At 49.9% G+C, this 25,316-nt stretch carries 24 protein-coding genes; 23 read left to right on the top strand and 1 reads right to left on the bottom strand.

All coding sequences use genetic code 11. The features are described from left to right. The first annotated feature begins 92 nt into the window (after window positions 1–92). From VN24_RS26240 to VN24_RS07885, 17 genes are all read left to right on the top strand, one after another. On the top strand, window positions 93–668 hold the full coding sequence (locus VN24_RS26240; protein ID WP_052702849.1) for a hypothetical protein: 576 nt from the start codon (window positions 93–95) through the stop codon (window positions 666–668). A gap of 343 nt (window positions 669–1,011) precedes the next feature. Continuing rightward, window positions 1,012–3,489 (top strand): ATP-dependent helicase ComFA, encoded by a 2,478-nt coding sequence (locus VN24_RS28110; RefSeq protein ID WP_052702848.1) that lies wholly within the window; start codon window positions 1,012–1,014, stop codon window positions 3,487–3,489. A gap of 116 nt (window positions 3,490–3,605) precedes the next feature. Further along, window positions 3,606–4,652 (top strand): ComFC family protein, encoded by a 1,047-nt coding sequence (locus tag VN24_RS26230; protein WP_052702847.1) that lies wholly within the window; start codon window positions 3,606–3,608, stop codon window positions 4,650–4,652. Window positions 4,653–4,757: 105 nt separating this feature from the next. Continuing rightward, window positions 4,758–5,165, top strand: a complete 408-nt coding sequence (locus VN24_RS07950) for a TIGR03826 family flagellar region protein (RefSeq protein ID WP_045669954.1) — start codon at window positions 4,758–4,760, stop codon at window positions 5,163–5,165. A 193-nt stretch (window positions 5,166–5,358) separates the two neighbouring features. Further along, complete coding sequence (flgM, locus tag VN24_RS07945; protein ID WP_045669953.1) at window positions 5,359–5,625, top strand: flagellar biosynthesis anti-sigma factor FlgM; 267 nt, start codon at window positions 5,359–5,361, stop codon at window positions 5,623–5,625. Window positions 5,626–5,643: 18 nt separating this feature from the next. Continuing rightward, entirely contained in the window at window positions 5,644–6,141 is a 498-nt protein-coding gene (locus VN24_RS07940) for a flagellar protein FlgN (protein ID WP_045669952.1), read from the top strand. A 15-nt stretch (window positions 6,142–6,156) separates the two neighbouring features. Beyond that, complete coding sequence (gene flgK / locus VN24_RS07935) at window positions 6,157–7,698, top strand: flagellar hook-associated protein FlgK (RefSeq protein ID WP_045669951.1); 1,542 nt, start codon at window positions 6,157–6,159, stop codon at window positions 7,696–7,698. A gap of 17 nt (window positions 7,699–7,715) precedes the next feature. Further along, window positions 7,716–8,633 (top strand): flagellar hook-associated protein FlgL, encoded by a 918-nt coding sequence (flgL, locus tag VN24_RS07930; RefSeq protein ID WP_045669950.1) that lies wholly within the window; start codon window positions 7,716–7,718, stop codon window positions 8,631–8,633. Between the two features lies 1 nt (window position 8,634). Then, a complete protein-coding gene (locus tag VN24_RS28105) occupies window positions 8,635–9,207 on the top strand; it encodes a DUF6470 family protein (RefSeq protein ID WP_045669949.1) in 573 nt (190 codons plus the stop codon). A gap of 89 nt (window positions 9,208–9,296) precedes the next feature. Beyond that, window positions 9,297–9,743, top strand: a complete 447-nt coding sequence (fliW, locus tag VN24_RS07920; RefSeq protein WP_045669948.1) for a flagellar assembly protein FliW — start codon at window positions 9,297–9,299, stop codon at window positions 9,741–9,743. Beyond that, complete coding sequence (csrA, locus tag VN24_RS07915; protein WP_045669947.1) at window positions 9,743–9,979, top strand: carbon storage regulator CsrA; 237 nt, start codon at window positions 9,743–9,745, stop codon at window positions 9,977–9,979. Before fliW ends, csrA begins: the two co-directional genes overlap by 1 nt. A gap of 125 nt (window positions 9,980–10,104) precedes the next feature. Continuing rightward, window positions 10,105–10,872, top strand: coding sequence for a flagellin N-terminal helical domain-containing protein (locus tag VN24_RS07910; RefSeq protein ID WP_045669946.1), 768 nt, complete (start codon window positions 10,105–10,107; stop codon window positions 10,870–10,872). An 81-nt stretch (window positions 10,873–10,953) separates the two neighbouring features. Further along, the gene (locus VN24_RS07905) at window positions 10,954–12,027 is read left to right on the top strand and encodes a tetratricopeptide repeat-containing glycosyltransferase family 2 protein (protein ID WP_052702846.1); all 1,074 of its coding nucleotides are present in this window, start codon (window positions 10,954–10,956) and stop codon (window positions 12,025–12,027) included. A 78-nt stretch (window positions 12,028–12,105) separates the two neighbouring features. After that, on the top strand, window positions 12,106–12,480 hold the full coding sequence (locus VN24_RS07900) for a flagellar protein FlaG (protein WP_052702845.1): 375 nt from the start codon (window positions 12,106–12,108) through the stop codon (window positions 12,478–12,480). Window positions 12,481–12,497: 17 nt separating this feature from the next. Beyond that, a complete protein-coding gene (fliD, locus tag VN24_RS07895; RefSeq protein WP_052702844.1) occupies window positions 12,498–13,991 on the top strand; it encodes a flagellar filament capping protein FliD in 1,494 nt (497 codons plus the stop codon). A gap of 20 nt (window positions 13,992–14,011) precedes the next feature. Beyond that, window positions 14,012–14,392, top strand: a complete 381-nt coding sequence (gene fliS / locus VN24_RS07890; protein ID WP_045669944.1) for a flagellar export chaperone FliS — start codon at window positions 14,012–14,014, stop codon at window positions 14,390–14,392. A 23-nt stretch (window positions 14,393–14,415) separates the two neighbouring features. After that, the gene (locus VN24_RS07885) at window positions 14,416–14,730 is read left to right on the top strand and encodes a hypothetical protein (RefSeq protein WP_045669943.1); all 315 of its coding nucleotides are present in this window, start codon (window positions 14,416–14,418) and stop codon (window positions 14,728–14,730) included. A gap of 74 nt (window positions 14,731–14,804) precedes the next feature. Here the strand turns inward: VN24_RS07885 and VN24_RS07880 are convergent, their stop codons facing one another. After that, window positions 14,805–16,736 (bottom strand): glycosyltransferase, encoded by a 1,932-nt coding sequence (locus VN24_RS07880; RefSeq protein WP_045669942.1) that lies wholly within the window; start codon window positions 16,734–16,736, stop codon window positions 14,805–14,807. Between the two features lie 203 nt (window positions 16,737–16,939). Between VN24_RS07880 and VN24_RS07875 the strand changes: the two genes are divergently transcribed. The 6 genes from VN24_RS07875 (at window position 16,940) to VN24_RS07850 (ending at window position 25,186) form a co-directional block, all read left to right on the top strand. Continuing rightward, on the top strand, window positions 16,940–18,760 hold the full coding sequence (locus VN24_RS07875) for a glycosyltransferase (RefSeq protein ID WP_238590862.1): 1,821 nt from the start codon (window positions 16,940–16,942) through the stop codon (window positions 18,758–18,760). Window positions 18,761–19,012: 252 nt separating this feature from the next. Continuing rightward, window positions 19,013–19,210, top strand: coding sequence for a cold-shock protein (locus tag VN24_RS07870; protein WP_028599014.1), 198 nt, complete (start codon window positions 19,013–19,015; stop codon window positions 19,208–19,210). 252 nt (window positions 19,211–19,462) lie between these two features. After that, window positions 19,463–20,008, top strand: a complete 546-nt coding sequence (hpf, locus tag VN24_RS07865; RefSeq protein WP_045669941.1) for a ribosome hibernation-promoting factor, HPF/YfiA family — start codon at window positions 19,463–19,465, stop codon at window positions 20,006–20,008. A 262-nt stretch (window positions 20,009–20,270) separates the two neighbouring features. Further along, window positions 20,271–22,778 carry a preprotein translocase subunit SecA gene (secA, locus tag VN24_RS07860; RefSeq protein WP_045669940.1) on the top strand — a complete coding sequence of 836 codons (2,508 nt, stop codon included), beginning with the start codon at window positions 20,271–20,273 and terminating at the stop codon, window positions 22,776–22,778. 261 nt (window positions 22,779–23,039) lie between these two features. After that, a protein-coding gene (gene prfB, locus VN24_RS07855; RefSeq protein ID WP_148505209.1) for a peptide chain release factor 2 occupies window positions 23,040–24,159 on the top strand; the annotation gives its coding sequence in 2 pieces (ribosomal slippage) (window positions 23,040–23,111 and window positions 23,113–24,159; 1,119 coding nt in all). Between the two features lie 151 nt (window positions 24,160–24,310). Next, window positions 24,311–25,186, top strand: a complete 876-nt coding sequence (locus VN24_RS07850) for a YitT family protein (protein WP_045669938.1) — start codon at window positions 24,311–24,313, stop codon at window positions 25,184–25,186. Window positions 25,187–25,316: the final 130 nt, after the last annotated feature.

Below are 25,316 nucleotides of genomic sequence, written 5' to 3'. Positions count from 1 at the left end.
TCAAAGAAGGTCTGAATAAGAAGATCACACCAAGAAGATCACGCCAAAAAGATCTCTCAAAGAAGATTGCTTTAGAAAAGAGGTGGCGGGAAATGTGGGTTATTTTGGCGGGAGTGCTGGGCTGCTATGCGCTTGTTGCCGCAGCTGTTCATTTGACTTGCAAGATCTCGGAACGTCGCCCGCGGCAGGCGGATAAACATTATGTATTTGTGACGAAAAATAATCAATCGAGGCTGGAAGGCGATGTGCGGAAGCTGCAGCTTTTTTCATTTTTCATGGGTACGAACATGAACATTACCGTGGTGGACCTGGGTTCGGTCGACGATACAGCCGCTATCGCTTCCCGCCTTGGGGATGGAGTTAAGCTGTTTACGGACTACGAGCCGGTGGAGAACTTATTTACAGAGGAAAAGGATAACCCGCAAGTCGGTAAGGAGCCGTTTCAGAGCGCTGCCGGGGCGGATGATGCCGCAGCTCATTCGGCCCAACCGGATCCGGCCGACACTGATCCGGCCCAACCGAATCCAGCCGACGCTGGTCAGGCCCAAACTGACCCTGGATCCGATCCCGGGCCCCATTTTTCACTGCACGGTCTGCTGGAGCGCTTTGGCATCGGAGCGGAGCATGCCGTAATCATTGATTTGCAGGAACCGGACTCGCGCGGATAAGCAGGTGCTTAAGATGATGCGGCCGGCGGAACGTGCCATTGCTGCGGTAAGGTTTCAGATTCAGCACCCCTGTGTATTCGCCCGATCGTATCGAGTAACAGACTGCGTCATGACAGCTCCCGACTCGCGCCGGAAAAAATTGCACACGATGTACTTGCATGGATGCAAGCGGTTCATAGGGAAGCGGTTGCCAAACGTGCGGCAATCGGCCTATACTGAAAGACAAACGGAATAAACCATTTGTCGGATTAAATGTTAAGCAACCTAAGCAACAAAATACATCCTTTTTTCGGAGTGAAGCACACCCGGCAGCGTTACTTGCTGCTTGAGGTGTGTTTTTTTGTTGGCGAAAAAGGGATGCGGGGAAGGGGCGGGGCGCGGTATGAAAGGGTATGTTTACGTCGTGCTTACAAAAGAAGGGTGGAGAGCAAGGTTTAGCATAGAGCCCGGAATTGATCTCTCGTACTGGCTGGACGAGCATTTTCGGGCAACGATTGATGGAGAAGGGACGGGGCGGATTCGTCTGGAGGGATCAGCGCCGCAGCTGCTTTTGTGCAAAAATGCGCTGCCGCTCGGCGCAGCGTATCGTGCGGTGGAGCTGTGGGAGGAGAAGACGGCAAGGCAAGTTTCCGCGGAAGATGCGCAGCATCGGCTTGCCGCATGTGTGGAAGCGGCCGAGCTCGAGAGCGGCGGCGCCCGGACGGCACGTTCCGGCAGCCGGACTGCACCGCAGCTGCGGTGGGTTACTTTTGGAGCAAGGCAGAGCGGCGGGGGCGGCGCATCGCCGCCGGCAGGGCAAAGCGCCGCTGCATGGCGGGGAAACGCCGCGGCGGGGGAGTGCGGCTCTCCCCGCGTCAGCCTGCGTTCGGCAGCGGCTCAAGCGGAGCGGCCGGGCGGCTCGGGCACCGTTGCCGCTTCCGCCGAGGCGGCGGCGCTTGCGGCTGCGGCCCGTTCCGCGGGCGCAGCTTTGCGGGGGCGCGCGCTGCTGCGCGGCGAAGTGCAGGCGCTGCTGACCGCCGGCGGCGGGGGCGCTGCAGGGGCGTTTACAGCAGCCAGCGCCCCATGGGCCGGTGGCCTTGCAGCAGGAGCGACCACTGCGGCGAGCAACACAAGAGCCGGAAGCAAAGGGAACGTATGGACGAGAGCCACTTGGGCTGACGGAAATGAAGTTGCCGGAACGGATACTATGGGCGGAATAGCCCCCGAAGGCACGGAAGAGGCAATCGGTGTCGCCTTGCGCGCGCCGCTTCAGCTGGCGGCGCTGCTCGGTTTGCTGCGCCTGCGAAGCGCCGTCGCTGTTGGCGCGGGCCGGCGGCGCCAATGTCTGCGCTGCGGCAGCGGCGGTTCCCAACTGCGGCGCGCATTATGCGCGTCTTGCGGCCGCATGTGCGCTTACTGCGAGGCATGCATCACTATGGGCCGCAGCCGAGAGTGCGAGCTGCTTGTGCTCGGCGTGCAGGTACGACCTCTGCATGAGCAGCCGCAGACTGCGGCATGCCGACTGCCGGCGGCTGCCGAGCGGTTACGCCGGTGGCAGCTGAGTCCGGCGCAGTCGGATGCGGCAGGCCAGGCGCTCCATTTTATCGAACACGATGCATCCGCCCTGACGTCCTCGAATAGCTGGAAGTTAAGCCGGTCGCATTCCCGATCGGCCGCTGTTCAAGGAACGGCCGCTCAAAGCGAAACCTGCCTCCCCCGGCTGAAGCTTATGACTCAAGCGGCCGAATGGGCTCAGAACGCGGTGAGACGGTGGCTGCCGCTGCCGGGAGCAGGCAGTTCGCGCTATACGAATGCGGATCAGCCGCGCTTCTCGCCGCAGTTTTTGCTATGGGCGGTTACCGGGGCAGGCAAGACGGAAATGGTGTTTCCGCTCATTGAATCGGTTCTTCTGAGAGGGGGGCGGGCGCTGCTGGCGACGCCGCGAAGAGATGTCGTGCTGGAGCTTGATCCGCGTATTCGCAAAGCTTTTCCGCACGAAACGGTCGTCACTCTTTACGGAGGCAGCGAGCAGAGGTGGGAGAGCGGAAGCATTACGCTTGCTACGACGCATCAATTGTTCCGTTTTTATCAAGCTTTTGAGCTGGTCATTATCGATGAGCTTGATGCTTATCCTTATCACGGCGATCCGATGCTTCATTATGCAGCCGCCAAAGCTTGCTCTACGGCAGGGGCGACTTTGCTGCTGTCTGCGACCCCGCCTGCCGAACTGCAGCGTGCGGCGCGCAGAGGCCGGCTGCCTTACGCGCGGGTGCCGGTCCGTTTCCACCGGCATCCGCTGCCGGTGCCCCAAACGCTGCGCATGCCAAGCGTCCGGGATGTGCTGCGCGGCACGGCTCTGCCGAGGACGCTGGCTGCCGCATTAGCATGCTCGGTGGACCGGGATGCGCAGCTGTTCGTCTTTGTTCAGCAGATCCGGCATGTTCAGCCGCTTGTGAATCTGCTCCAGAGCGTCTTTGCCCATTTGACGATCGACGGCACATTTTCTTCCGATCCGCAGCGGGCGGAGAAGGTGCAGCGTTTTCGAAAACGCGAAATACGGATTCTGGTGACGACGACCATTTTGGAACGCGGCGTGACGATTCCCCGCAGCGATATTTTTATTCTTGATGCGGATGGCCGGCTGTTTGACGAAGCTTCTCTCGTGCAAATGGCGGGGCGGGCAGGCCGTTCGGCCGATGATCCTCACGGCCGGGTTTTCTTTTGCAGCCCGTCCCGCAACCGCGCCCAGCTTGCGGCAATCCGGCAAATCCGCACGATGAACCGGATCGCCCGCCGCCGGGGATATTTGCTTCCGCAGATAAGCCCCGATCCGAGAAGCTAATCATCCCCAGCAGTAGAACAACTCGCTTGTTTGAATACGCGCCTATAGGCATATACAACTAAGCTTATGCTTACGAAGTGTTTTTCCTTCGGAAAAAACTTTTGGAGGTATTGTTCATGTTCCAGCGAAATCCCAGTACATCCGGAATCGGAAGCAGATCCTCTTGGGCATCACGGGCACTCGGACTGCTTTCCCCGGCGCAGATGAGCTGTCCCGTGTGCGGGAAAGCCTGCCGTTCACATCATCTAAATCCGGGTGTACCATCCGGCCTTCCGGCGTCTTTTGCCGCCGCACTGTGTGCGGATTGTCTAGGCTCCGTTCCGTGGATCACACATATCGAATGCGCGGTTTGCGGACGTGCCGTCCGCTGCGACGATTGCCGCCGCCGGCAAAACGGATTTTTGATCCGCAACCGCAGCGCCGTCCGCTACGACGATCCGATGAAAAAGCTGCTTGCCTTGTATAAATACCGGGGTAAAGAAAGTCTTCTTCCCTATTTGGCGGATATGCTGTCTCCGGCCTTCGAAGCGCTTTCCGCCGACTTGATGCAACGATCTTCACAATTCCGGGCCAACCCGGTAACCGCCCCGACCGCTAATTCTCACATGGCCATGAAGGAAGTCCTTGCCAATCAGGCGGCCTTTGCCAAGATGGCAGCCTCTGCCATGATGAAGGCACCCTTTTTCTCCCTCTCCCGTTTCTCCGGCTTGTGGAAAAGTATACGCCTGCCACGCCAGCCTGCACCAGAGCCGGTGTGGGACATGTTTACTTTCGTGCCGGTCAGTTTGGAGCGGCTGGAGGAGCGCGGGTTCAATCAGGCGGAGCGGTTTGCATCGGCACTTGGAGAACGGTACCGGATACCGGTCGTGCCGCTGCTGGAAAGAGCGCGCCATACCGGCAAGCAAAGCTTTAAGACGCGCTCTGAGCGTCTCCGCGATACTTCGGCGCTGTTTCGGGCTTTACCGGATGCATCATCCGTTTTACGAAAATGGACTTGTTCCACCTCAACCGAAATGCCCGTTTTCCAGTACCGTCCGCTGCGCATTCTGATTATCGATGATATTTATACGACGGGCGGGACCCTTCATGATTGCGCGAGGGCGCTGGAAGAAGCCTTGCCGGAAAAGCTCGAGCTTTACTCCTTGACCTGGGCGCGCTCATAGTTAATCCGCGAATCCTCCGCTTTTTTTCAAGAAAGCTGGCAAATTCCGCTGTTTCTGCCGATACAATAGAGGTAGAAAAAGGTATAATAGAGGAGGTTACCCGCGATGAATCTGGACAACTGCCCCCGCTGCGGTAAACTGTTTGCCAAAAATTTTCGTGATATATGTCCTTCTTGCATGAGGGAAATCGATAAGGAGTACGAGAGCTGCGCCGAATTTCTGCGTAAAAACAGAGGGGCAATCATTTACGAGGTGTCGGAGCATACGAACGTTTCGATTCGTCAGATTACGCGGTTTATCCGTGAAGGGCGTATTTCGCTAATAGAAGCCTACAATTTAGGCTATCCCTGTGAAGTATGCGGCGATATGATTCGTGAAAATAATATGTGCAACTCCTGCCGTTCCCGGTTGATCAAGGAAGTGAACCGGCTGGAAGGCGTGAACACCGATGACAGCCGCGCCGCCGCTTCCCGGCTATCCTACCAGATCAATGAACGGCTCAAAGACCGGTAATTTGCTGATGATGTGTACGATTAAGAAATGATATGTACTGCCGCCGATCTTGCAAAATGGACCTTTTTTCCTTAAGCAACGGTTCACGTTTGGTACTCCCGGTCTATTAAGAAACCTTATTGTCAAGCCGATAATACTTTCATAAATGTTATCGGTTTTTTATTTAGAGAACTGATAAACGAGGTGAATGAAGTTGAAAATTAACGAAACCCAGCGGCTGAATGCCGTCAATACGTACCGGAAGCAGCATGAGACGCATACTGCTGAGACCGCCCGGAAGAAGCAGACCGATAAGGTAGAAATTTCCGCCGAAGCGAAGGAAATGCTGCAGAGCAGCCAGGCGCAGAACGCCGATCGTGCGCAGCGCGTGGCCGATTTGAAACAGCAGGTATCTTCGGGAACGTACCATGTCGATGCGGGCAAAATTGCCGAGAAAATGTGGCCTTACTTGAAATCCTAATGAACGGGTGAACGATCAATGTCCGTACAAGCGGTACTGGAAACGCTGCGGGAGCAATTGGAACTTTACGGGCAGCTGCTTGAAACGGCGGAGCAAAAGACGCCCGTTCTGGTCAAAAATGATATCGAGCGTCTGAACGTCATTATGAGCAAAGAGCGGAAATTGGTGCAAAAGGCGGATGAGCTCGAGCTGCGGCGGAGCATGCTGACAAATACTTATTTTTCGCGCCTTTCCCTCCGTCTGCGCAGCGGCAAGCTGAGCGACATGATCCGGACGGTCAATCATCCGGGTGAGAAGCAGCAGCTGATCGACATCCAAAGCGAGCTGGCGGCAAGACTGACGGAGCTGCAGCGCAAAAACGAACACAACCAGCAGCTCATCCGCCAGTCGCTTGATTTTATCGAGTACTCGCTGGAGCTTGTCGTCGACAATCCCAGCGACGATTTTACATACCAGCATCCAATGAATCGTCTTAGCGGGGGACCGCGGGCCGGCCTGTTTGACACGAGAGGATAAAGGAGGGACATGTCATTGGCGTCTACTTTTCACAGCATTGAAACGGCCAAACGGAGCTTGTTTACTCAGCAGACAGCATTGGGCACGACAGGACATAATATCGCCAATGCCAATACGGAAGGATATACCCGGCAGCGGGTTACGATGACGGCGTCCAAACCGATGGAGGCTTACGGATTAAATCGTTCAACTGCAACGGGCCAACTGGGTACGGGGGTTGAGGCGGCCTCCATTGAGCGGATCCGTACCGCTTTTCTGGACGAACAATACCGGAATGAAAGCAAGTTCCTTGGAAGCTGGCAAATTCAGTCCGAGACGCTCGACAAGCTCGAGAAAGTACTTAACGAACCGTCGGACAACGGGATTCGCACGGTTTTCGAAAAGTTCTGGTCCTCTTGGTCGGACTTAAGCAAAGATCCGGAAAATGTAACCAACCGCCAGATCGTCAAGCAAAATGCATTGGCACTAGTGGACTCCTTTAATCAGACAAGCGAGCATCTGGAAGACTTAAACGCTGATCTGTCTGCAAGTATTGACGCAAAGGCCTCACAAGCGAACACGATGATACAGTCCATTTCAGATTTGAATGTACAGATTAAGAAGATTGAAGCATTGGGCGACGACGCCAACGATCTTCGCGATAAACGGGATCTGTTGACAGACAAATTATCCAAGCTGGTGAACGTGACGGTTAATGATACAGCCGACGGATACAGCATTTCAATGGGAAATTCGGCTCTTGTGAATGGAGCTGTAGCAACCGCGCTTACCAATGCAACGTTAACCGGCGCTTATCAATCCGGCGACCTCAATGGCGGCGAGATTTTCGGTACGATAAGATCAAGAGATGCCTACCTGGCTGATTTTCAAGCTCAATTGGATACTTTGGCTAATACACTTGCCAATGGGGAGTTTCAAGTCACCATTCCGAAAGGATCCATATTACCCGGAACAACGACGCCTCTTGCTGCCGATACTCCGATGACGGTTAAAGGCATTAACGGTCTTCATAAGCTTGGCTATACGCTGGAGTCTCCGGCAACCGCCGGTCAGGATTTCTTTACTTTCGATGCGACTGCGGGCGCAAGCGGCATCACGGCCGCCAGTATCCGCTTGAACCCTGCGATTTATACGGACAGCAATAAAATCGCCACTTCAATGCGTACGTCTACCGATTCATCGGGAGTGACTACCGTCATTAAAGGAAACAACAGTCTGGCGCTGTTGATGTCGGAAGCCAAGGACGCAGCCTTTAAATTTGATCAGACGGCAACCGGCGGACCCGTCACAAACGCAACCGTCGGTAATTTTTATAATTCACTCGTTGGTGCAATTGGCGTTCAATCGCAAGAGGCGCAGCGGCAATACGACAATGCAACCGCTATGGTTGCCCAGGTGGACAGCAGCCGCCAGTCGGTAAGCGGCGTTTCGATGGACGAGGAAATGTCCGATATGATCAAGTTTCAAAATGCGTACAACGCGGCTGCAAGATTCATGACAACGATCGATGAAATGCTGGAAAAACTCATTAACGGAACCGGAACGGTAGGCCGTTAATAAGAGGAGGGAATAAGATGGCATTCCGCGTTACACAGGGAATGATGCATTCCCAGCTCATACGGAATTTAAATACGAACATGGGCAAGATGTCCGATCAGCAGGATCAAATCTCAACAGGCCGAAAAATTAACAAGCCGTCCGATGACCCTGTAGGAATTACATATGGCCTCCGCTACCGGACGGAAATCGCGTCAAATGAACAATACAAAAGAAATGTAGATTCCGCTCAGTCCTGGCTTGATTTCAACGATTCCCAATTGGATCAGGCAACGAAAATTATGCAGCGGATTAACGAGCTTTCTGTCCAAGCCTCAACCGGCACGAATACCCAGACGTCGCTTAACAGTATAAAGTCCGAAGTCGATATATTAAAGCAGCAAATGGTAGATGTCGCAAACAGCAATTTTAACGGGAAATATGTGTTTAACGGACAAAAGTTCGATCAAATCCCTTTTGACAAAAGCTCTGCCGGATTTGACGCCAAATCTGTAAGCCCGGATCAGGGAAGCGTTATCTATGCAATCGGCGAAGGGATTCAAATGCCCGTTAATTTAACCGCAAGCGAAGTGTTTGGAGATGCGGATTCATCCGGTACAACCGACAATGTTTTTTCCGTATTCGATCGTCTTTCTTCTGCGCTGGGCAGCGGCAATTATAACGCAATTCAAGCGGAGATTGCCTCCGTTAATTCCCGCTTGAATAAAATCATTACCGCCCGCTCCGAGATCGGTGCCCGCACCAATCGCGTCGATTTGATGCAGGACCGGCTTGCCGATATGAAATTGAGTTTGACATCCCTGCAATCCAAAACAGAGGATGCGGACGTAGAGAAGCTGTATATGGATTCGACGGTCAGTCAAAATGTGTATCAGGCGTCTTTATCGGTTGGAGCAAAGATTATAACTCCTTCGCTCGTTAATTTTTTGAACTGAGATGAAGCTGCCTCAGCTACAAATTTACCAGCAGCCAGCCAAACTCGGATTTCGAACGGAATGGGGAAAAGTAAGTATTCATCAGCAGCAAGCAGAGCAGCAATTTCATACGGTTCCAACGCAAGTTGACATTACATCATCGCAGCCGGTTGTTGTCATCGATCAGTCACTTACATGGGATGCGATTAACGGGGGAAAGCCGGAGGCTTTCATACAGCGTATATACTCTCAGACGGGGGAGTATATGAAGCGGCACACGATAGATATTAATCACAAATGGCAGCGGATCGCCGATTTATCAACGAAACACAATCCGATTCCGGATCTTGCCCGTGAAGAGCTGGGGCGGGAGCGGCCCGCGCTTCCCGTGTACGGACCTGCGTCAGTTATGAACACCAAATTCGATCCGCAGGTACGCAAACCGGAAATAAAAGTAACACCGGGTTATATTGAAAAAGACGTTCAAACGCATCCGGTGGACATTCGATTCACACCGGGAAAAGTCCATTTTTATATGGAGCAATACCCATCGGTTACGATTGTACCCCCGCCCGTTGTCGATTTGCGCGGTTAACTTGTCTAACCGGAAGAGCTATAAAGTCGTGAAAACCGCGATTTTATAGCTCTTTAAGCATGAAGGACTGCACGAAGGAGAGTGCTGTTATGTTAATTCAGACGACACGATTTGGAGAACTCGAATTCGACCCGAACGAGATCGTTTTTTTTCCGCATGGGATTCCGGGTTTTCAAAATTTCAAGAAGTATACGATCATTTCGCTGGAAGAGAGTCCGTTCTTTTATATTCAATCGGTGGAGAACGGCGATCTTGCGTTTGTATCCATTTCGCCTTTTGAGTTTTATCCTGAGTATGAATTCCAACTGCCCGATCATGTAGAGCGTGAACTGGAAGTGAAATCGATCGAGGAAGTCAGAGTGTTTAATATCGTCAGTGTAAAGGGCAATCTCGAAGAAGCGACGACCAACCTGGTTGCTCCGATTGTGATGAACGCCTCTAACCGAAAGGCCGTTCAAGTCATTTTAGAAAACACGGGTTACAGCACAAGACACGCCTTGTTTCACAATGAAGCGGATCAGAAGGAGGGGTCTTGATGCTCGTGCTTGGACGCAAAAAAGGCGAGGCGATTCTGATCGGCGGCGATATCGAAATCAGCGTGCTGGAAATTACCTCCGACGGTGTGAAAATCGGGATATCCGCTCCGAAGGAAGTGGGCATTTTGCGGAAAGAACTGTTCATTTCCGTTGCCGATTCCAACCGTGACGCCCTGCAGCCGAATTTATCCATAACCGACTTGAAAAAGCAGTTTCAAGGTCTGAAAAACTTGTAAGAAGAACTAAACAATCGACCATTTTCGCCGATATATAGTTTAGAGCTGATAAAGGGCGGCCGACCTGATGTCGCTTTACCGCAAGGATGCGGGACTAACTTAACCATTCAGGGAGGAATATTCTCATGATTATCAACCACAATATTAGCGCATTAAACACGCACCGCAACATGGGATTGAACCAAGCTAACTCAAGCAAAAACATGGAGAAGCTATCTTCCGGTCTGCGCATTAACCGCGCTGCCGACGACGCTGCAGGTCTCTCCATTTCCGAGAACATGCGCGGCCAAATCCGCGGCCTGGAGCAAGCTCAACGCAACACGCAAGACGGCATCTCCTTCGTGCAAACGGCTGAGGGCGCGCTGAACGAAGTATCCGCAATGCTGACCCGCATGAAAGAGCTGAACGTTCAAAAAGCGAACGGCACGTACCAAACGGCAGATAAAGACAACATCGATCTGGAATTGAACGCACTCGGTTCGCAAATCGATAACATTATCAACAACACTACTTTTAATGGTATCAGCATTACTGCGGGTGCCAGCATCGCGACTGACGATAAAGGAACGGTTATTGCGATTGGTACGATTATAACTGCAAGTTTCTCGTCACTTGGGTCGGCAAAAACGCTCGCAGAAATCAACACTGCGATTACAGCAGTTGCTTCCGAGCGCGGCAAACTGGGCGCCCTGCAAAACCGTCTGGAATACACGTCCAACAACTTGGGAACAACGACGGAAAACCTTACCGCTTCGGAGTCCCGTATCCGCGATACGGATATGGCAAAAGAAATGGTACAGCTCACCAAAAACAACATCCTGCTTCAAGCTTCGCAGTCGATGCTGGCTCAGGCCAACTCCGCGCCGCAAGGCGTACTGTCGCTGCTTCGCTAATCGTCATTTTTTTCATGAAAGAGGGACCTTGGAATTTACTTCTGAGGTCCCTTTTTACTTCGAATGAACAGGGGAAAACGAATGAATAAGCTGTCTCTGGTCATGATTGTACGCAATGAAGCCGCAAAGCTGCCCCGCTGCTTAGAGAGCGCATCTCCTTACGTTGATGAAATCATCATCGCCGATACGGGTTCAACGGACGGGACACAGTCGATTGCAAAGAATTACGGAGCCGCCGTATTTGACTGCCGATGGAATGATCATTTTGCTGAAGCTCGTAACTATGCGCTGTCCCAATCATCTTCTAAGTGGAATCTTGTTTTGGATGCGGACGAATATATGACGCATTTCAACCGTGAAGCCATCCGGCAATTTATGGCGCAATCGAAAGGATTAGGCCGAATTGAACTGATAAGCGAAACGGTTGACGATGGTGAATTCAACGAATCGCGAGATTTTATAACCCGTTTGCTTCCTGCCGGCGTGATGTTTAAGGGACGTATACACGAACAGGCCGATTCGGACTTGCTGCGAGTTAAAGTACCTATTACGGTTCGTCACGACGGTTATTTGAACACGGATAAATCGCAGCGGAATATTCCTTTATTGCTGAAAGAGCTTGAAGAGGATCAAAACAATACATACAACTATTACCAATTAGGCAAACAATATAAAGGCATTAACCTGCTGAATGAAGCCTGCCATTACTTACGGTTGTCTTATGAAAACTTAACCGGCCAGGAAAGATATGCCCCGAACGCAGTCGTGCAGTATTTATATGCCTTAATAGCTGCCCGGGAGTTTGAGAAAGCTATTTCCATCATTGAAAAAAACCATTCATTCGTACAAGGATTTCCCGATTATCATTTTGCTTGCGGGATTTTTTATCTGGATTTCATTCTGAGTAATCCGGAAAGATATATTCATCTTTTATCCCGAATCGAGCTTTCTTATAAAACTTGTATTGCGATCGGCGAAACGGACCGTTACGACTGCGTATCCGGTACGGGATCGTATGCTGCTTTATACAATTTAGGAGTTTACTACGAAATGACGGAGCATGCCCGGCAAGCCGAATCATGCTACGAGGCGGCAGCGGAATTAGGATATGACAAGGCGAAGAACCGTCTTTCAACGATGAGATACGCAAAATAAAAACATACATATTAAAACCTTACCGACAGCAGCCGATATAACTTATAGAAAGAATTAAATCGGGATGGGGTTATGTCAATGAAAATTACTTCGGTCAGTACAGGACAACCGATGCTTACAGACACAAACACCAACGAATCACTTAAATCCGACAGTAATAAAAACCAGTTAATCAATACAACGGAAGCGCTTCGCCTGGCTCAGCTTCGGGGCGAAAAAATAACAATCGGCGATGAACAGAAAATTAAAGCGGTCGACCGCGCGATCAAGGCGATGGAAGGTCCGCACACCACATTTGAGTTTTCGGTTCATAAAGAAACAAATGCCATTATGATCAAAGTGTTAGACAAGGACACCGGCGAAATGATTCGTGAAATTCCGTCGGAGAAAACGCTGGATATAGCGGCCAAAATGATGGAAATCGCAGGGATTTTAATTGATCATAAAGTATAGAAGGAGGCAGCGGGAGAGTGAGCGACCTGTTAAGAATATCCGGTTTTACATCGGGGCTTGATATTGACGCAATGGTGAAAACGTTAATGAAAGCGGAAAATTCCAAGCTGGACAAGTTAAAACAAAAACAAACAACGATCAACTGGCAGCAGGAAGCTTACCGGGATGTCAGCACATCGTTGGTTGATTTTCGGAACAACAAGTTGGCGAAATATAATACTGCAACCAGTATGAGCGCCAGAACTTCAGAGGTTACAGGAAACACGTCATCCGTATCCGTTACTTCGACAAGCAGTGCCGCCAACGGTTCGCTTTCGGTTACGGTAGGAAGCTTGGCGACTGCAGCGAATACGATGGTTCAGCTTAATGGTGCGCCTATTGATTCCTCCAAAACGATGGGGAATTTAGGTCTGTTTGTTCAAGATTCAGGTTCTTCTGATCCGGACAGCGGCAAGTTAACGATAGGCGGGGCGGATATCGTTTATAATAAAAATGATACCTTAAGCGGCGTCCTCGCCAAAATTAACGCGGATAAAGGTGCTAATGTTACCGCAATGCTGGACAGCCAATCGGGTTTGCTGTCGATTACATCCAACACGACCGGAAACAAATCGATCACGATTTCCGGCATGGGTGGTATTACTTCGTCAGCTGTTACTGCCGGTGAGGATGCACAGTATAAGGTCAACGGCCTAAGCATGAAATCCGCAAGCAATAATGTTACGGTTAATGGATTTAGTCTGCAGCTTAAGGCGGAGTCAGGCAGCAGCGGCGCGTCGACCATCACATCGAAAGTGGACACCGATTCGATTTTAAACACCATTAAATCTTTTATCACCGATTACAATTCCGTTCTTGACCAAGTAAACGGCAAGCTGAACGAACAAAGGTACCGCAGTTTTACCCCTTTATCCGATGCTCAGAAAGCCGACATGAAGGAAAGCGAAGTCGAGCTTTGGGAGAAGAAGGCCAGAAGCGGCCTAATCAGCGACGATACCATTTTATCGTCCATGATTTCCGATATGCGGGTGGCAGCCGTTGCGGTCGTTTCGACGGGAGACAGTTCCATTACAAATATTCAATCGGTAGGTATTAATACGGGAAAGTGGAATGAATACGGAAAATTAGTGATTGAAGATGAGAGCAAGCTCCGTCAGTCCATCGAACAAAATCCGGATGCCGTGATGGCGTTATTTACGGCAAAAGGATCCGACAGTTCTCCGGCAAGCTCCGATACGGGTTTGTTTAATAAACTGAGTGATACGGTCATGAGTTCTCTCCAGCGATTGTCTGAAAAAGCGGGAACGTCATCTTACAGCACGGATAAAAGCGGGGCTTTTATTGCCAGTTCGATGTTAAGCGAACAGGTTCGCGATTTGCAGAAGCGCATCGATAACATGAACAGCTACTTGATGAGTAAAGAAAATCAATATTATAAACAATTTACGGCAATGGAAACGGCGATAAACAGATATAGTTCACAATCGTCAGCATTTTCCGGCAACATGTAAGTAAGAAGGAGTGATCCGGTTTGATTCAATCGCCTTATCAGAAATACCAGCAATTATCCGCCCAAACCGCGACGCCGATCCAACTCGTTCTGATGCTGTACGATGGCGCGATTCGCTTTACCAAGCAAGGCATAAGCGGCATAGAAACCAAACAATATGAGCATGCAAATGAGTATCTATGCAAGGCCGAATCCGTTATTCATGAATTAACCGCAGCGTTGGATTTTAATTATCCCATTTCCAAAGATCTTGCCCGGATCTATGAATACTTGCTCTATCAGCTTATTCAAGCAAATATTAAGAAGGAAGCAAGGATCGCGACAGAGGTGCTTGGGCTACTTCAAGAACTAAGGGATGCATGGAAGCAAATTTCGAAGACAGCAGTCCCTGCAAGTCCGTAGGCCGCATCATGAGCTTATCAACGTTGGAAATGTTGTTTAAGGAAACGGCTGCACTCATGGAGGATTTATCTTCCGTTGATTATGAACGACTGGTTCATCTTGTGGAGCTTCGTGAGCGTGCGTTAGTTGAGATGCAAACGTTAAACAGAATAAATGAATCGGATCAAACAACGCTAAGCAAGTTAAACGAATTTGACGGGGCTATTCTTGGGAGAATGAATCAATTAAAAGTGGAAGCATCGGTTGGACTGCAAAAAATTCAACAATCCCGGATGCAAAAAAAGGTTTATGATGGTGATTATAACGCAGGAAGTTCATTTTTCGACAAACGAAAATAATAATAAAAGGGATTCTCATGACGGCTGATGAGAATCCCTTTTTACTTCATAAACGGCTCTAAGATTCAGTTCAATTACAGGAATTTATTAATAGCGGGAATTTTCTTTAGCTGCGGATAGTTAAATCCGAATTGCTGACGGTATGTTTCTTTTTTAACGCGATCGGTGCAACGCTGCAAGTACAATACATAAAGGTATGGCTCATGGGGACGTTTTTCGATTGCCGCTTCAAGAAACTCCAACCCTTCAGAGACAAAGCCATTATTAAAATGATAAAAGGCCAGATTTTCCAAACTTGTACCGTCGAGCTGGTTTTCCTGCAGCAGAATCGAGTAGTAATTCATAGATAAGTCGAACTGTTTCTTTTTGTACAGAAAATTTGCAAGAGAGTTGACGATATCGGAATTGCTGATCTTATTCACCAGCTGATCATAAATTTCATACTGTCTTAATTGAAAGAGTCTGGATAGCAGCTTATAAACGATAAGCGAAACTTGAATCGACTCCAGATCGATATTTTCACGATTAATTATCTGCTGATAAGTCTTATACGTGGTGAACAAGCCGTCATTCTGTTCAATGGATATACGGTTATAATAATCGGAATCGTTCCAGATGAGCGAAGCGGATATTCGATTGACTAACAGCTCCTCGCTCATTTTCATATGGGCTTCAAATTGCTGCAGCGTTGATTCATACCGCTTCCGGTCGCCAACAAGCAAATAAAAGTCCAGCAAATCGGCAGGCTTAAGCTCTTGATCGTTCGTTTTTAATTGATGATAGTAATGGGCAGCCAGTTCTTCTGACCCAAGTGATAAACTCACCTTAAACAAAATGAGAAGATGTTTAACATCGTTTTCATTATACGTACGACTCAAAAACGTCATAACTGAAGCGGGCGGGTCCGAGAGCAAAAGCAGCTCCATTAATTGTGCCAATGCCTTATAATCATAAGGGTTTTGCATCAGCAATTTGGTTAAATAATAGATGGTTTTTTCCGTATTATTTTCAGCATTTGAGATCTCCAATAATTTTTGCAAAGGGATCGTAGATGCAAATTCCGCGCTGTCCAGCCAAAATAGATGAGTCGATTTCGCCAGTTCATCTGCAGCCGTGATCGTCTCTTCGTAAGCGAGCTTAGCTTCTTCAAAAAGCCCCAAATAATAATAAATATTCCCTTTGAAACAGTTGTACTCCGGATATTGGCGCCAGTTAGACAGCCGTTGTTCTATCAATGTCCAGGCATCGTAAAAACGGTGCTGAAGCAGGTAACATTGAATCAGCGATATGACGCAGCGGGGATACCAGGAGCGGCTTGTCAGCTTTTCCGATTTTTTCAAAGCTCTTTCGTAGTAGTAGATTGCTTTTGGAATATCGTCTTTAATGCCGTATTCGTTGCCGATTGTGTAATAATCATACGCCGAATATCCGGTCGTTTTTTTTAACTCCGTGAAAATACTCGCATTCCGTTTTGATTTCTCTTTGGCTTCGACCACGCCTTTTAAGTAACCGGTATGATACATGGACACAGGGGCCAAATAAACGGTAAGAGCCGTTCCGTTGAGAGAGTGCAGTTGTTCGTGAATAGGCCGCGTGAAAAATAAGTTGGAATGGTTTGGGAAAAGACGCGGAACTTCGCCCGTATTGATCATGCTCTGTTCCATTGAGCTACCGATAAAACTTACGACATTAACGGCATAAATGACGCTCTCCTGCGGAGTCTCGGTTTCCAGAAAACTCCGCAGCTTTAATGCATCTGCGGGATTGAAATATTCGTCGGCATCCATAACGAGAACCCATTTCGAATTCGCTCTGCGTATGCCTTCGTTTCTGGCTGCTGCAAAGTCATTGGTCCAGACGTAATCGTAGATATGTTTGGTGTATTTGGCAGCGATATTCTTCGTCCGATCGGTCGATCCCGTATCGATAATGATGATTTCATCTGCAATATCTTTAACGCTGTCCAGACAGCGTTCCAGCACCTCTTCTTCATTTTTGACAATCATACATAATGAGATTAGCATCGTTCATTCTCCTGGGTGAATACGTAGTTTAATATTGTTTATCGTCATAATTGACCCTTTTTATTAGGAATGCTAATCATAGAAAGCGGTAACCCAGGCCACGCCAAAAAAGTTAATCGAAACAAACTGAAATGACGATAACACTTATAGCGCTACTACCATGAGAACCGATGGGGGATATAAACGTGGGGACGAACAATAGCTTCAACCAATTAACGAGCATCATTATATTGACACATAACCAATTACTCTACACCAAACAATGTATAGAGAGCATCCGAACGTATACTGAACCCGGTACATACGAGATTATCGTCGTTGATAATGCTTCTAGTGACGGTACACAAGCATGGCTGGCGAAACAGGAAGATATTAAAGCTATTTTAAATGAAACCAATCAAGGTTTTCCCAAAGGATGCAACCAAGGAATAGAGATTTCAAAAGGAGGATATTACCTTTTATTGAATAACGATACTGTTGTGACAATGAATTGGCTCTCTAATTTGCTAACCGCCCTAAATAGTTCTACTAATGTGGGCGCGGCAGGGCCAATTACAAATAGTTGCTCCTACTACCAAAGCATTGAAACGAACTACGAAACAGTGGAAGACATGCAGCAGTTTGCAGCCGGTAATAACATCTCCGATCAGTCAAGGTGGGAAAAGCGGTTAAAGTTGGTTGGATTTTGTATGATTATCAAGCGTGAAGTGGTTGATAAAATCGGAATGCTTGATGAATGCTTTGAAATGGGCAACTTTGAAGATGACGATTATTCAATGCGCATGCTAATGGCTGGATACACGCTTTTACTTTGCAAAGATACGTTTATCCACCATTACGGCAGCGTTACATTCGCTTCAGTACCCCAAAAGTATACGGATTTAATGAAAACGAACAGTGACAGGTTCTTGAAAAAATGGGGGTTCAGATCAGAGTATTCCACATTTATTCGTCATGAAATTATCAATTTAATTGAGCTGAAATCTGCCTCTGCACCGATCAGAGTATTGGAGGTTGGTTGTGCCTGCGGTGGAACATTACTCAAAATAAAGGATATGTACCCAAACGCCGAGCTTTATGGCATTGAACTGAATCAAGCCTCCGGACAGATCGCTAATCGGTTTGCGGATGTGAGAACCGATAATGTGGAAACGACGTTATCCTATCCGGCAAACTTTTTTGACTACATTATTTTCGCAGATGTTCTGGAGCATCTGTATGACCCGTGGAAAGTCGTCGAAAATGCAAAGAATTATTTGAAAGAAGACGGAAAAATGTTGGTTAGTCTTCCCAATGTGTCTCACTTTAGTGTTATTCGAGACATGCTGGAAGGTAACTGGACTTATCAGGATGCGGGTTTAATGGATAGAACGCACGTCCGATTCTTTACCAGAAAAGAAATGATTAAAATGTTTGAAAGAGCCGGATTTAATAATATTGATATTGGAAGTGTTACGCTGGAGGGCAGCTCTGCGGACCAATATATTATAGATCAACTGCAGCAATTGACCTCCAACAAACATTTAAGTCAGGAAATGAGAACGTATCAATATTTATTCCGGGTGAGCGCACAGCCGGCTGTGGAACATTTAATTTTAGATAAACTGCTTCGGATGGACAATGAACAGGCTGATCCGGAAACAATTAATCAATTGATAGACTTGCTTATTCAAAACGAGGATATATTTGATGTCGTTAATCAACATATAAAGGGTCATTTTAAGTACCCTCAAAAAGTTTATAATATGCTGGTGAATGCGTTATATCAACGCAATCATTATAATTACTTGATTCCGTTCCTTCAAAGTTCTTTGGAAATTAATCATCAGGATGCGGACACATTATATAATTTGGGCTTTATATTTTATCGAATTGATGAATACGAAAAAGCTCTGCAGTATCTCAATCAAATACAGCACCAAGACGAAGATCTAATTGCGTTAATTCAAGAAATACAACATAAAACAGAACAATCATATCAGGAGATACCTGATTCCATGCTTTAATTAAGATTCATGTTGTTGATTCTCTCCTCCTTGCTCATTAGCTTTTGCGTTCAGCCGAATAGTTTAGTTCCAAAATATTCATCGGATGGGTAAAAAATATAAGGTACACATCCAATTTAAACTGTCCTATACATGCGTTGTATTCGCTTTCACCAAAAGATTGACAATTATATGAAGTCGGTGGTATAGTCGAAATGTGGGCCATGCTTCAAAGCGTCTCACAGCTATTTGAAGATGAAGGGAACGTTCTGAATGCAAGGTAAAGTTAAATGGTTTAACGCAGAAAAAGGCTATGGATTCATCGAGACTGAGCAAGGCGGCGACGTTTTTGTTCATTTCTCCGCAATCCAATCCGAAGGCTTCAAAACCCTCGAAGAAGGCCAATCGGTCGAATTCGACATCGTTGAAGGCGCTCGCGGTCCACAAGCTGCTAACGTAGTCAAACTGTAATCATCCGGCTTATTTAAGCCACAGGATAGATGGATGAGAATTGACAATGTGCCTAATCGAAGGCCCTGAATATCAGGGCCTCTTTTTTTGTCAATTTTATCGTAATTATAGGCAGTGTTTGATGTATAAACTAATCATTATACACCATTCGCCAAATATATTCAGAAAATTCATAAAAAATAAATAATTATTTTGAAATGGTTTTCTCAGTATGATATGATAAACACGAAGCAAGTAAAGGAGGAGTGCCCAATGGAATACAACATTCGAGGTCAACAAATTCAGGTGACGGACGCGCTGCGTAATTACGTCGAGAAGAAATTGAACCGATTGGAAAAGTATTTTGAAGCACCTTTAACCTCCGAATCAAATGTTACGCTGTCTGTTACGAAAGGTAGGCATGCTGTGGAAGTGATGATTCCTATGGCAGGGACGATGCTCCGGGCGGAAGACAAGAGCAGCGATATGTATTCGTCTGTTGATGTAGTGGTCGACAAGTTGGAACGTCAAATTCGCAAGCACAAAACGAAAATCAACCGTAAGTTCAGACAGGAAGGCAGCATCAAAACGTTGTTGAAGGAAGACAGCGGCTCCATCAGGGTCGCAGATGAAGAGGACGATCTTGAAGTTGTACGCATGAAGCGCTTCATACTGAAGCCTATGGATGTTGAGGAAGCCATATTACAAATGGACATGATTGGGCACAATTTTTTTGTATTCTCCAATGCGGACACGAAAGAAGTTAGCGTCGTTTACAAACGTCATGACGGAAAGTACGGTCTGATCGAACAGGAATAACGCGTCGAACAGGAACGCGAGCCGATGTCAAGGACTGTCCGGCCACAATGTCAAAAATGCTCACATTTTGTCGATAATCAAACAAGTCAGCCCTTTCTCCAACCCGAGAAAGGGCTTTATATTTTGCTGCCCAAAAATAGGGAGCAACGAAGTGCAGCCGAGCAACGTATATAATGTTGGAAATCCCCGGCCGCGCGTTGCGGCGGGGTCTGCAAACTGTTACAATTTAAGGCAAACAGGTGGAACACGAAAGGGGAAGACCATGCTCGGACTTGTGAAGAAGATATTCGGTGACGCGAACGAGCGCGAGGTCAAGCGGCTGATGCGCACCGTGGAGCAGATAAATGAGATCGAGCCGCAATTTACGGCTTTATCGGATGAAGAACTGAAAGCGAAGACGGCGGAGTTCAAAGCACGCCTCGAACAAGGCGAGGAGTTGGACGACATATTGCCCGAAGCGTTTGCGACGGTGCGCGAAGCGGGCAAGCGCGTGCTGGGCATGCGCCATTTTGACGTTCAGCTGGTCGGCGGTATCGTGCTGCACGACGGCCGAATCGCGGAGATGAAGACCGGTGAAGGGAAGACGCTGGTCGGAACGCTGCCGGTCTATTTGAATGCGCTTCTTGGCAAAGGCGTTCATGTCGTCACGGTCAACGATTATTTGGCTCAGCGCGACAGCAGCCTGATGGGCAAGCTCTATGAATTTTTGGGCATGACGGTCGGCTGCAACCTGAACAGCCTCAGCCACGAAGAGAAACAGCAGGCTTATGCCTGCGATATCACATACGGGACAAATAACGAGTTCGGCTTCGATTATCTGCGGGACAACATGGTGCTCTACAAGGAGCAGATGGTGCAGCGTCCGCTTTATTTTGCCATTATCGACGAAGTGGACTCGATCCTTATCGACGAAGCGCGTACGCCGCTCATTATTTCCGGACAAGCGGCCAAGTCGACGGAGCTGTACACGTCTGCGGACCGTTTCGTATCCCGGCTGAAGGAAGAGGAAGACTACACGGTCGACATCAAGCTGCGCAGTGTAACGTTGACGGAAGAAGGGGTGGAGAAGGCCGAGCGCGCTTTTGGCATTGAGAATCTGTTCGACCATGCCAACGTGCTGCTTAACCATCATATCCAACAGGGGCTCAAAGCGCATGCCATTATGAAACGCGACGTCGATTACGTTGTGCAGGACGATGAGGTTCTTATCGTTGACGAGTTCACGGGCCGCATCATGTCCGGACGCCGTTACAGCGACGGACTGCACCAGGCGATCGAAGCGAAAGAAAAGCTGAAGGTGCAGAACGAGAGCATGACGCTTGCGACGATTACGTTCCAGAACTATTTCCGGATGTACCGCAAGCTGGCCGGTATGACCGGTACGGCGAAGACGGAAGAGGAAGAGTTCAAGAAAATTTATGGACTTGAAGTCGTGCAAATTCCGACGAACCGGACCAATATCCGGAACGACATCTCGGACGTTGTGTACAAGACGGAGGAAGGCAAGTTCAAGGCGGTCGTCACGGAAATCGTGGAGCGGCACGCGAAGAACCAACCGGTCCTTGTCGGTACCGTTTCGATCGAGAATTCCGAGAAGCTGTCGGATATGCTGAAGAAGCGCGGCATCAGCCATAAAGTGCTCAATGCGAAATACCATGCCGAGGAAGCGGAAATTATTTCGCGCGCGGGTCAGCCGGGATCGGTTACGATCGCCACGAACATGGCCGGCCGCGGAACGGATATTTTGCTCGGCGACGGGGTATCGGATGTCGGCGGGCTGCATATTATCGGTACGGAACGGCATGAAAGCCGCCGGATCGATAACCAGCTGCGCGGACGCGCGGGACGTCAGGGCGACCCGGGCTCGTCGCAATTTTATTTATCGCTGGAAGACGAATTGATGCGCCGCTTCGGTTCCGAAAATATTATGGGCATGATGGAGCGGCTCGGGTTTGAAGAAGACCAGCCGATCGAAAGCCGTCTGATCAGCCGTGCGATCGAATCGGCGCAGAAACGGGTCGAGGGCAACAACTTCGATACGCGGAAGATCGTTCTGCAGTACGACGACGTGATGAATCAGCAGCGGGAAATCATTTACAAGCAGCGCCGCGAAGTGCTGAACTCCGAAAATATTCGCGAGATCGTCATGGAGATGATTCGCCCGGTGATTGACCGGATTGTCGAAGCCCACTGCCCGTCGGAAGAGGTGCCGGAGAACTGGGAGCTGCAGGCGATCGTCGATTACGCGCAAGGAACGTTCCTTCAAGAAGGCATGATTACGAAGGATGATCTGTGGGGCAAGGAAGCGAATGAAATTGCCGACCTCCTCTTTGAAAAGGTCGAACAGCTGTACAACGAGCGCGAGGAAGCGATCGGACCGGAAATGATGCGCGAGTTCGAAAAGGTGGTCGTGCTCCGTGCGGTCGACAGCAAGTGGATGGATCACATCGACGCGATGGACCAGCTGCGCCAAGGCATCCATCTGCGGGCTTACGGCGGAACCGATCCGCTGCGCGAATACCAGTTCGAAGGCTTCGAAATGTTCAAGGAAATGATTGAACATATCCAGGAAGAAGTCACGAAATATATTATGAAGGCGCATGTCGAGAACAACCTGGAGCGCCAGGAAGTGGCCAAGGGCCAGACGGAGTCCGGCGGCAGCAGCGAGCCGCAGGCGAAGCGCCCGGCCAAGCGGGAAGAGCGCGTCGGCCGCAACGATCCTTGCCCTTGCGGAAGCGGCAAGAAGTACAAGCTGTGCCACGGCAAGTAACGGCTGCGCTTAAGTAGGCATAGCCTACGAGTAAGCAGATGAAATTGAAGGGGCCTTCGGGAAGTTCCGCCGGGTCCCGTTCCAGCCTCCCCGGCTTAGAAGGAGGCTCCCGCGGGACTTGCCGATCCTTTCGTGTCCGCACGGAAGGATCGGCGTCCGTTTGTATCCGCAATTGAGCTCGCCGCGTTGTGGACATTGGCGGGGGATACGCTAAAGCTGCAGCAGCGGCGGCAATTTTTTATATTGAGGTGAAGCATTCGTATGATAGACGCATCGGTTAAGCAGGACCTGCGCGAGTTGGCGAAGCGGCTCCAAGAACTCAGGGGGTCTCTTTGACTTAGATCTCAAGCAGGAGATCATTTCAAACTACGAGGAAAAAATGACGGCGCCCGATTTTTGGGACGATAACGATCGGGCCCAGGGCGTCATCGCGGAATTAAATGCGGTCAAGTCCGTTGTGGACCAGTACGGGAAGCTTGCGCAGGAGCACGGCGATCTGGAAACGATGCTGGAGCTCGCGGAAGAAGAAGGCGACGAGGCGCTTGAAGCCGAACTGGCGGAAGGCGTGGCGGAGCTGGTCCGCAAGGCCGGCGAGTTCGAGCTGCAGCTGCTGCTCAATCAGCCTTACGACAAGCTGAACGCCATTTTGGAGCTGCATCCGGGGGCGGGCGGAACGGAGTCGCAGGACTGGGGCCAAATGCTGTACCGGATGTACACACGCTGGGCCGAGAAGCGCGGCTTTAAGGTGGAAGTGCTGGACTATTTGCCGGGCGACGAGGCGGGCATCAAGAGCGTTACGATCATGGTGAAAGGTTATAACGCATACGGCTATTTGAAAGCGGAAAAAGGGGTGCACCGGCTGGTGCGCATTTCGCCGTTCGACGCTTCGGGCCGCAGGCATACGTCATTCGTATCGTGCGACATCATGCCGGAAATTTCCGACGATGTCGAGATCGAAATCCGCCCTGAGGACCTGAAGGTCGATACGTACCGCTCCAGCGGCGCCGGCGGCCAGCACGTCAACAAGACGGAATCGGCGATCCGGATTACCCACATTCCTACTGGAATCGTGGTTGCCTGCCAGACGGAACGGTCCCAGATCCAAAACCGCGAGCGCGCGATGAAGATGCTTCGTTCCAAGCTCTATGAACGCAAGATTGAAGAACAGCAGAAGGCACTGGCGGAAATTCGCGGCGAAGTGTCGGATATCGCTTGGGGAAGCCAGATCCGTTCTTATGTGTTCCATCCCTACAGCATGGTGAAGGACCACCGGACCTCGGTGGAAACCGGCAATGTGGGCGCCGTGATGGACGGCGACCTGGACGCCTTCATCGACGGATATTTGCGGCATCAGATCCGCCAAGAGGAGCCGGGGGTATAAACCGCTGATTCATAAACATGACGCCCGGCTTTATGCTAAACCGCGCTACGAAAAGAAGAGTGCGATGGCGTCATCCCGTGCATACGGATGTGAAAGAGTTCCAACACTGATAAGGTGTGGAACTCTTTTTTTGTGCTGCGGAGGCGATCGTTTGAAGGGACAGGCCGGGAACGGAAAAAATGGACGATTCGGGCGGGTCCGTCCGGCTTACGTCAATTGGCTGCTGCTGGTGGCGGGAGCTTTTATTGTGGCGGTCAGCTTTAACTGTTTTTTGCTCGCGAATGAAATCGCCTCGGGCGGCGTGTCCGGTATATCGGTGCTTGTTCAGCGGATGCAGGGCATCCCGCCGGCATACACGCAGTGGGCGCTCAATATTCCGCTCTTCTTTGCGGGCTGGTTCACGCTCGGCAGCCGCTTTGCCGTCCGTACGGCGGCCGGGTCGGTCGTGCTTCCTTTGTTCGTGCTGCTCACATCGCACTGGCCCGTTCCGACGCATAACCCGCTGCTCGCCTCCATTTACGGCGGCATCGGCGTCGGCACCGGTCTCGGACTCGTGTTCCGGGGGCGCGGCTCGACGGGCGGAATCGACTTGGCGGCACAAATTTTGCATCGCTTCACCGGCATGCCGCTCGGATTGTCCGTCGCATGTCTGGACGGATGCATTATTGCTGCCGCAGGCATTTTGCTATCCCCTGAAAAGGCGCTTTATGCCTTAATCGGTCTGTTCGTCACCAGTAAAACGATCGATATCGTGCAGACCGGTCCGGCGCTGTCGAAGGTCGCTTTTATTATTTCGTCCCGCGCGGAGGAGCTGGCGGATGCGGTGCTGCACGAATTGGACCGGGGGCTGACCCGGCTCGACGCCCATGGCGGCTATACCGGCGATGCCCGCACCGTGCTGATGGTTGTCGTCGGGCAGAACGAGGTGGCGGAACTGAAGCGGATCGTGCAGCGCGCCGACTCCGATGCGTTTGTCATAATCAGCCATACGGCCGAAGTGCTCGGCAAGGGCTTCAAAATGGGCTAAGAATCCCGGTGTATGCGGCTTAATGCGGCAATATTCAGCACGGATGCATACGCATCATTCGGCTGATAAAGGTCCGGCAGTGCATAAACGTATACATATACCGCCGGACAGCCGCTGGAACGGAGCGGAG

Origin of the sequence: Paenibacillus beijingensis (assembly GCF_000961095.1) — a bacterium.
Lineage (GTDB): Bacteria > Bacillota > Bacilli > Paenibacillales > Paenibacillaceae > Paenibacillus_O > Paenibacillus_O beijingensis.
This window is presented reverse-complemented; position numbering and strand designations above follow the sequence as displayed.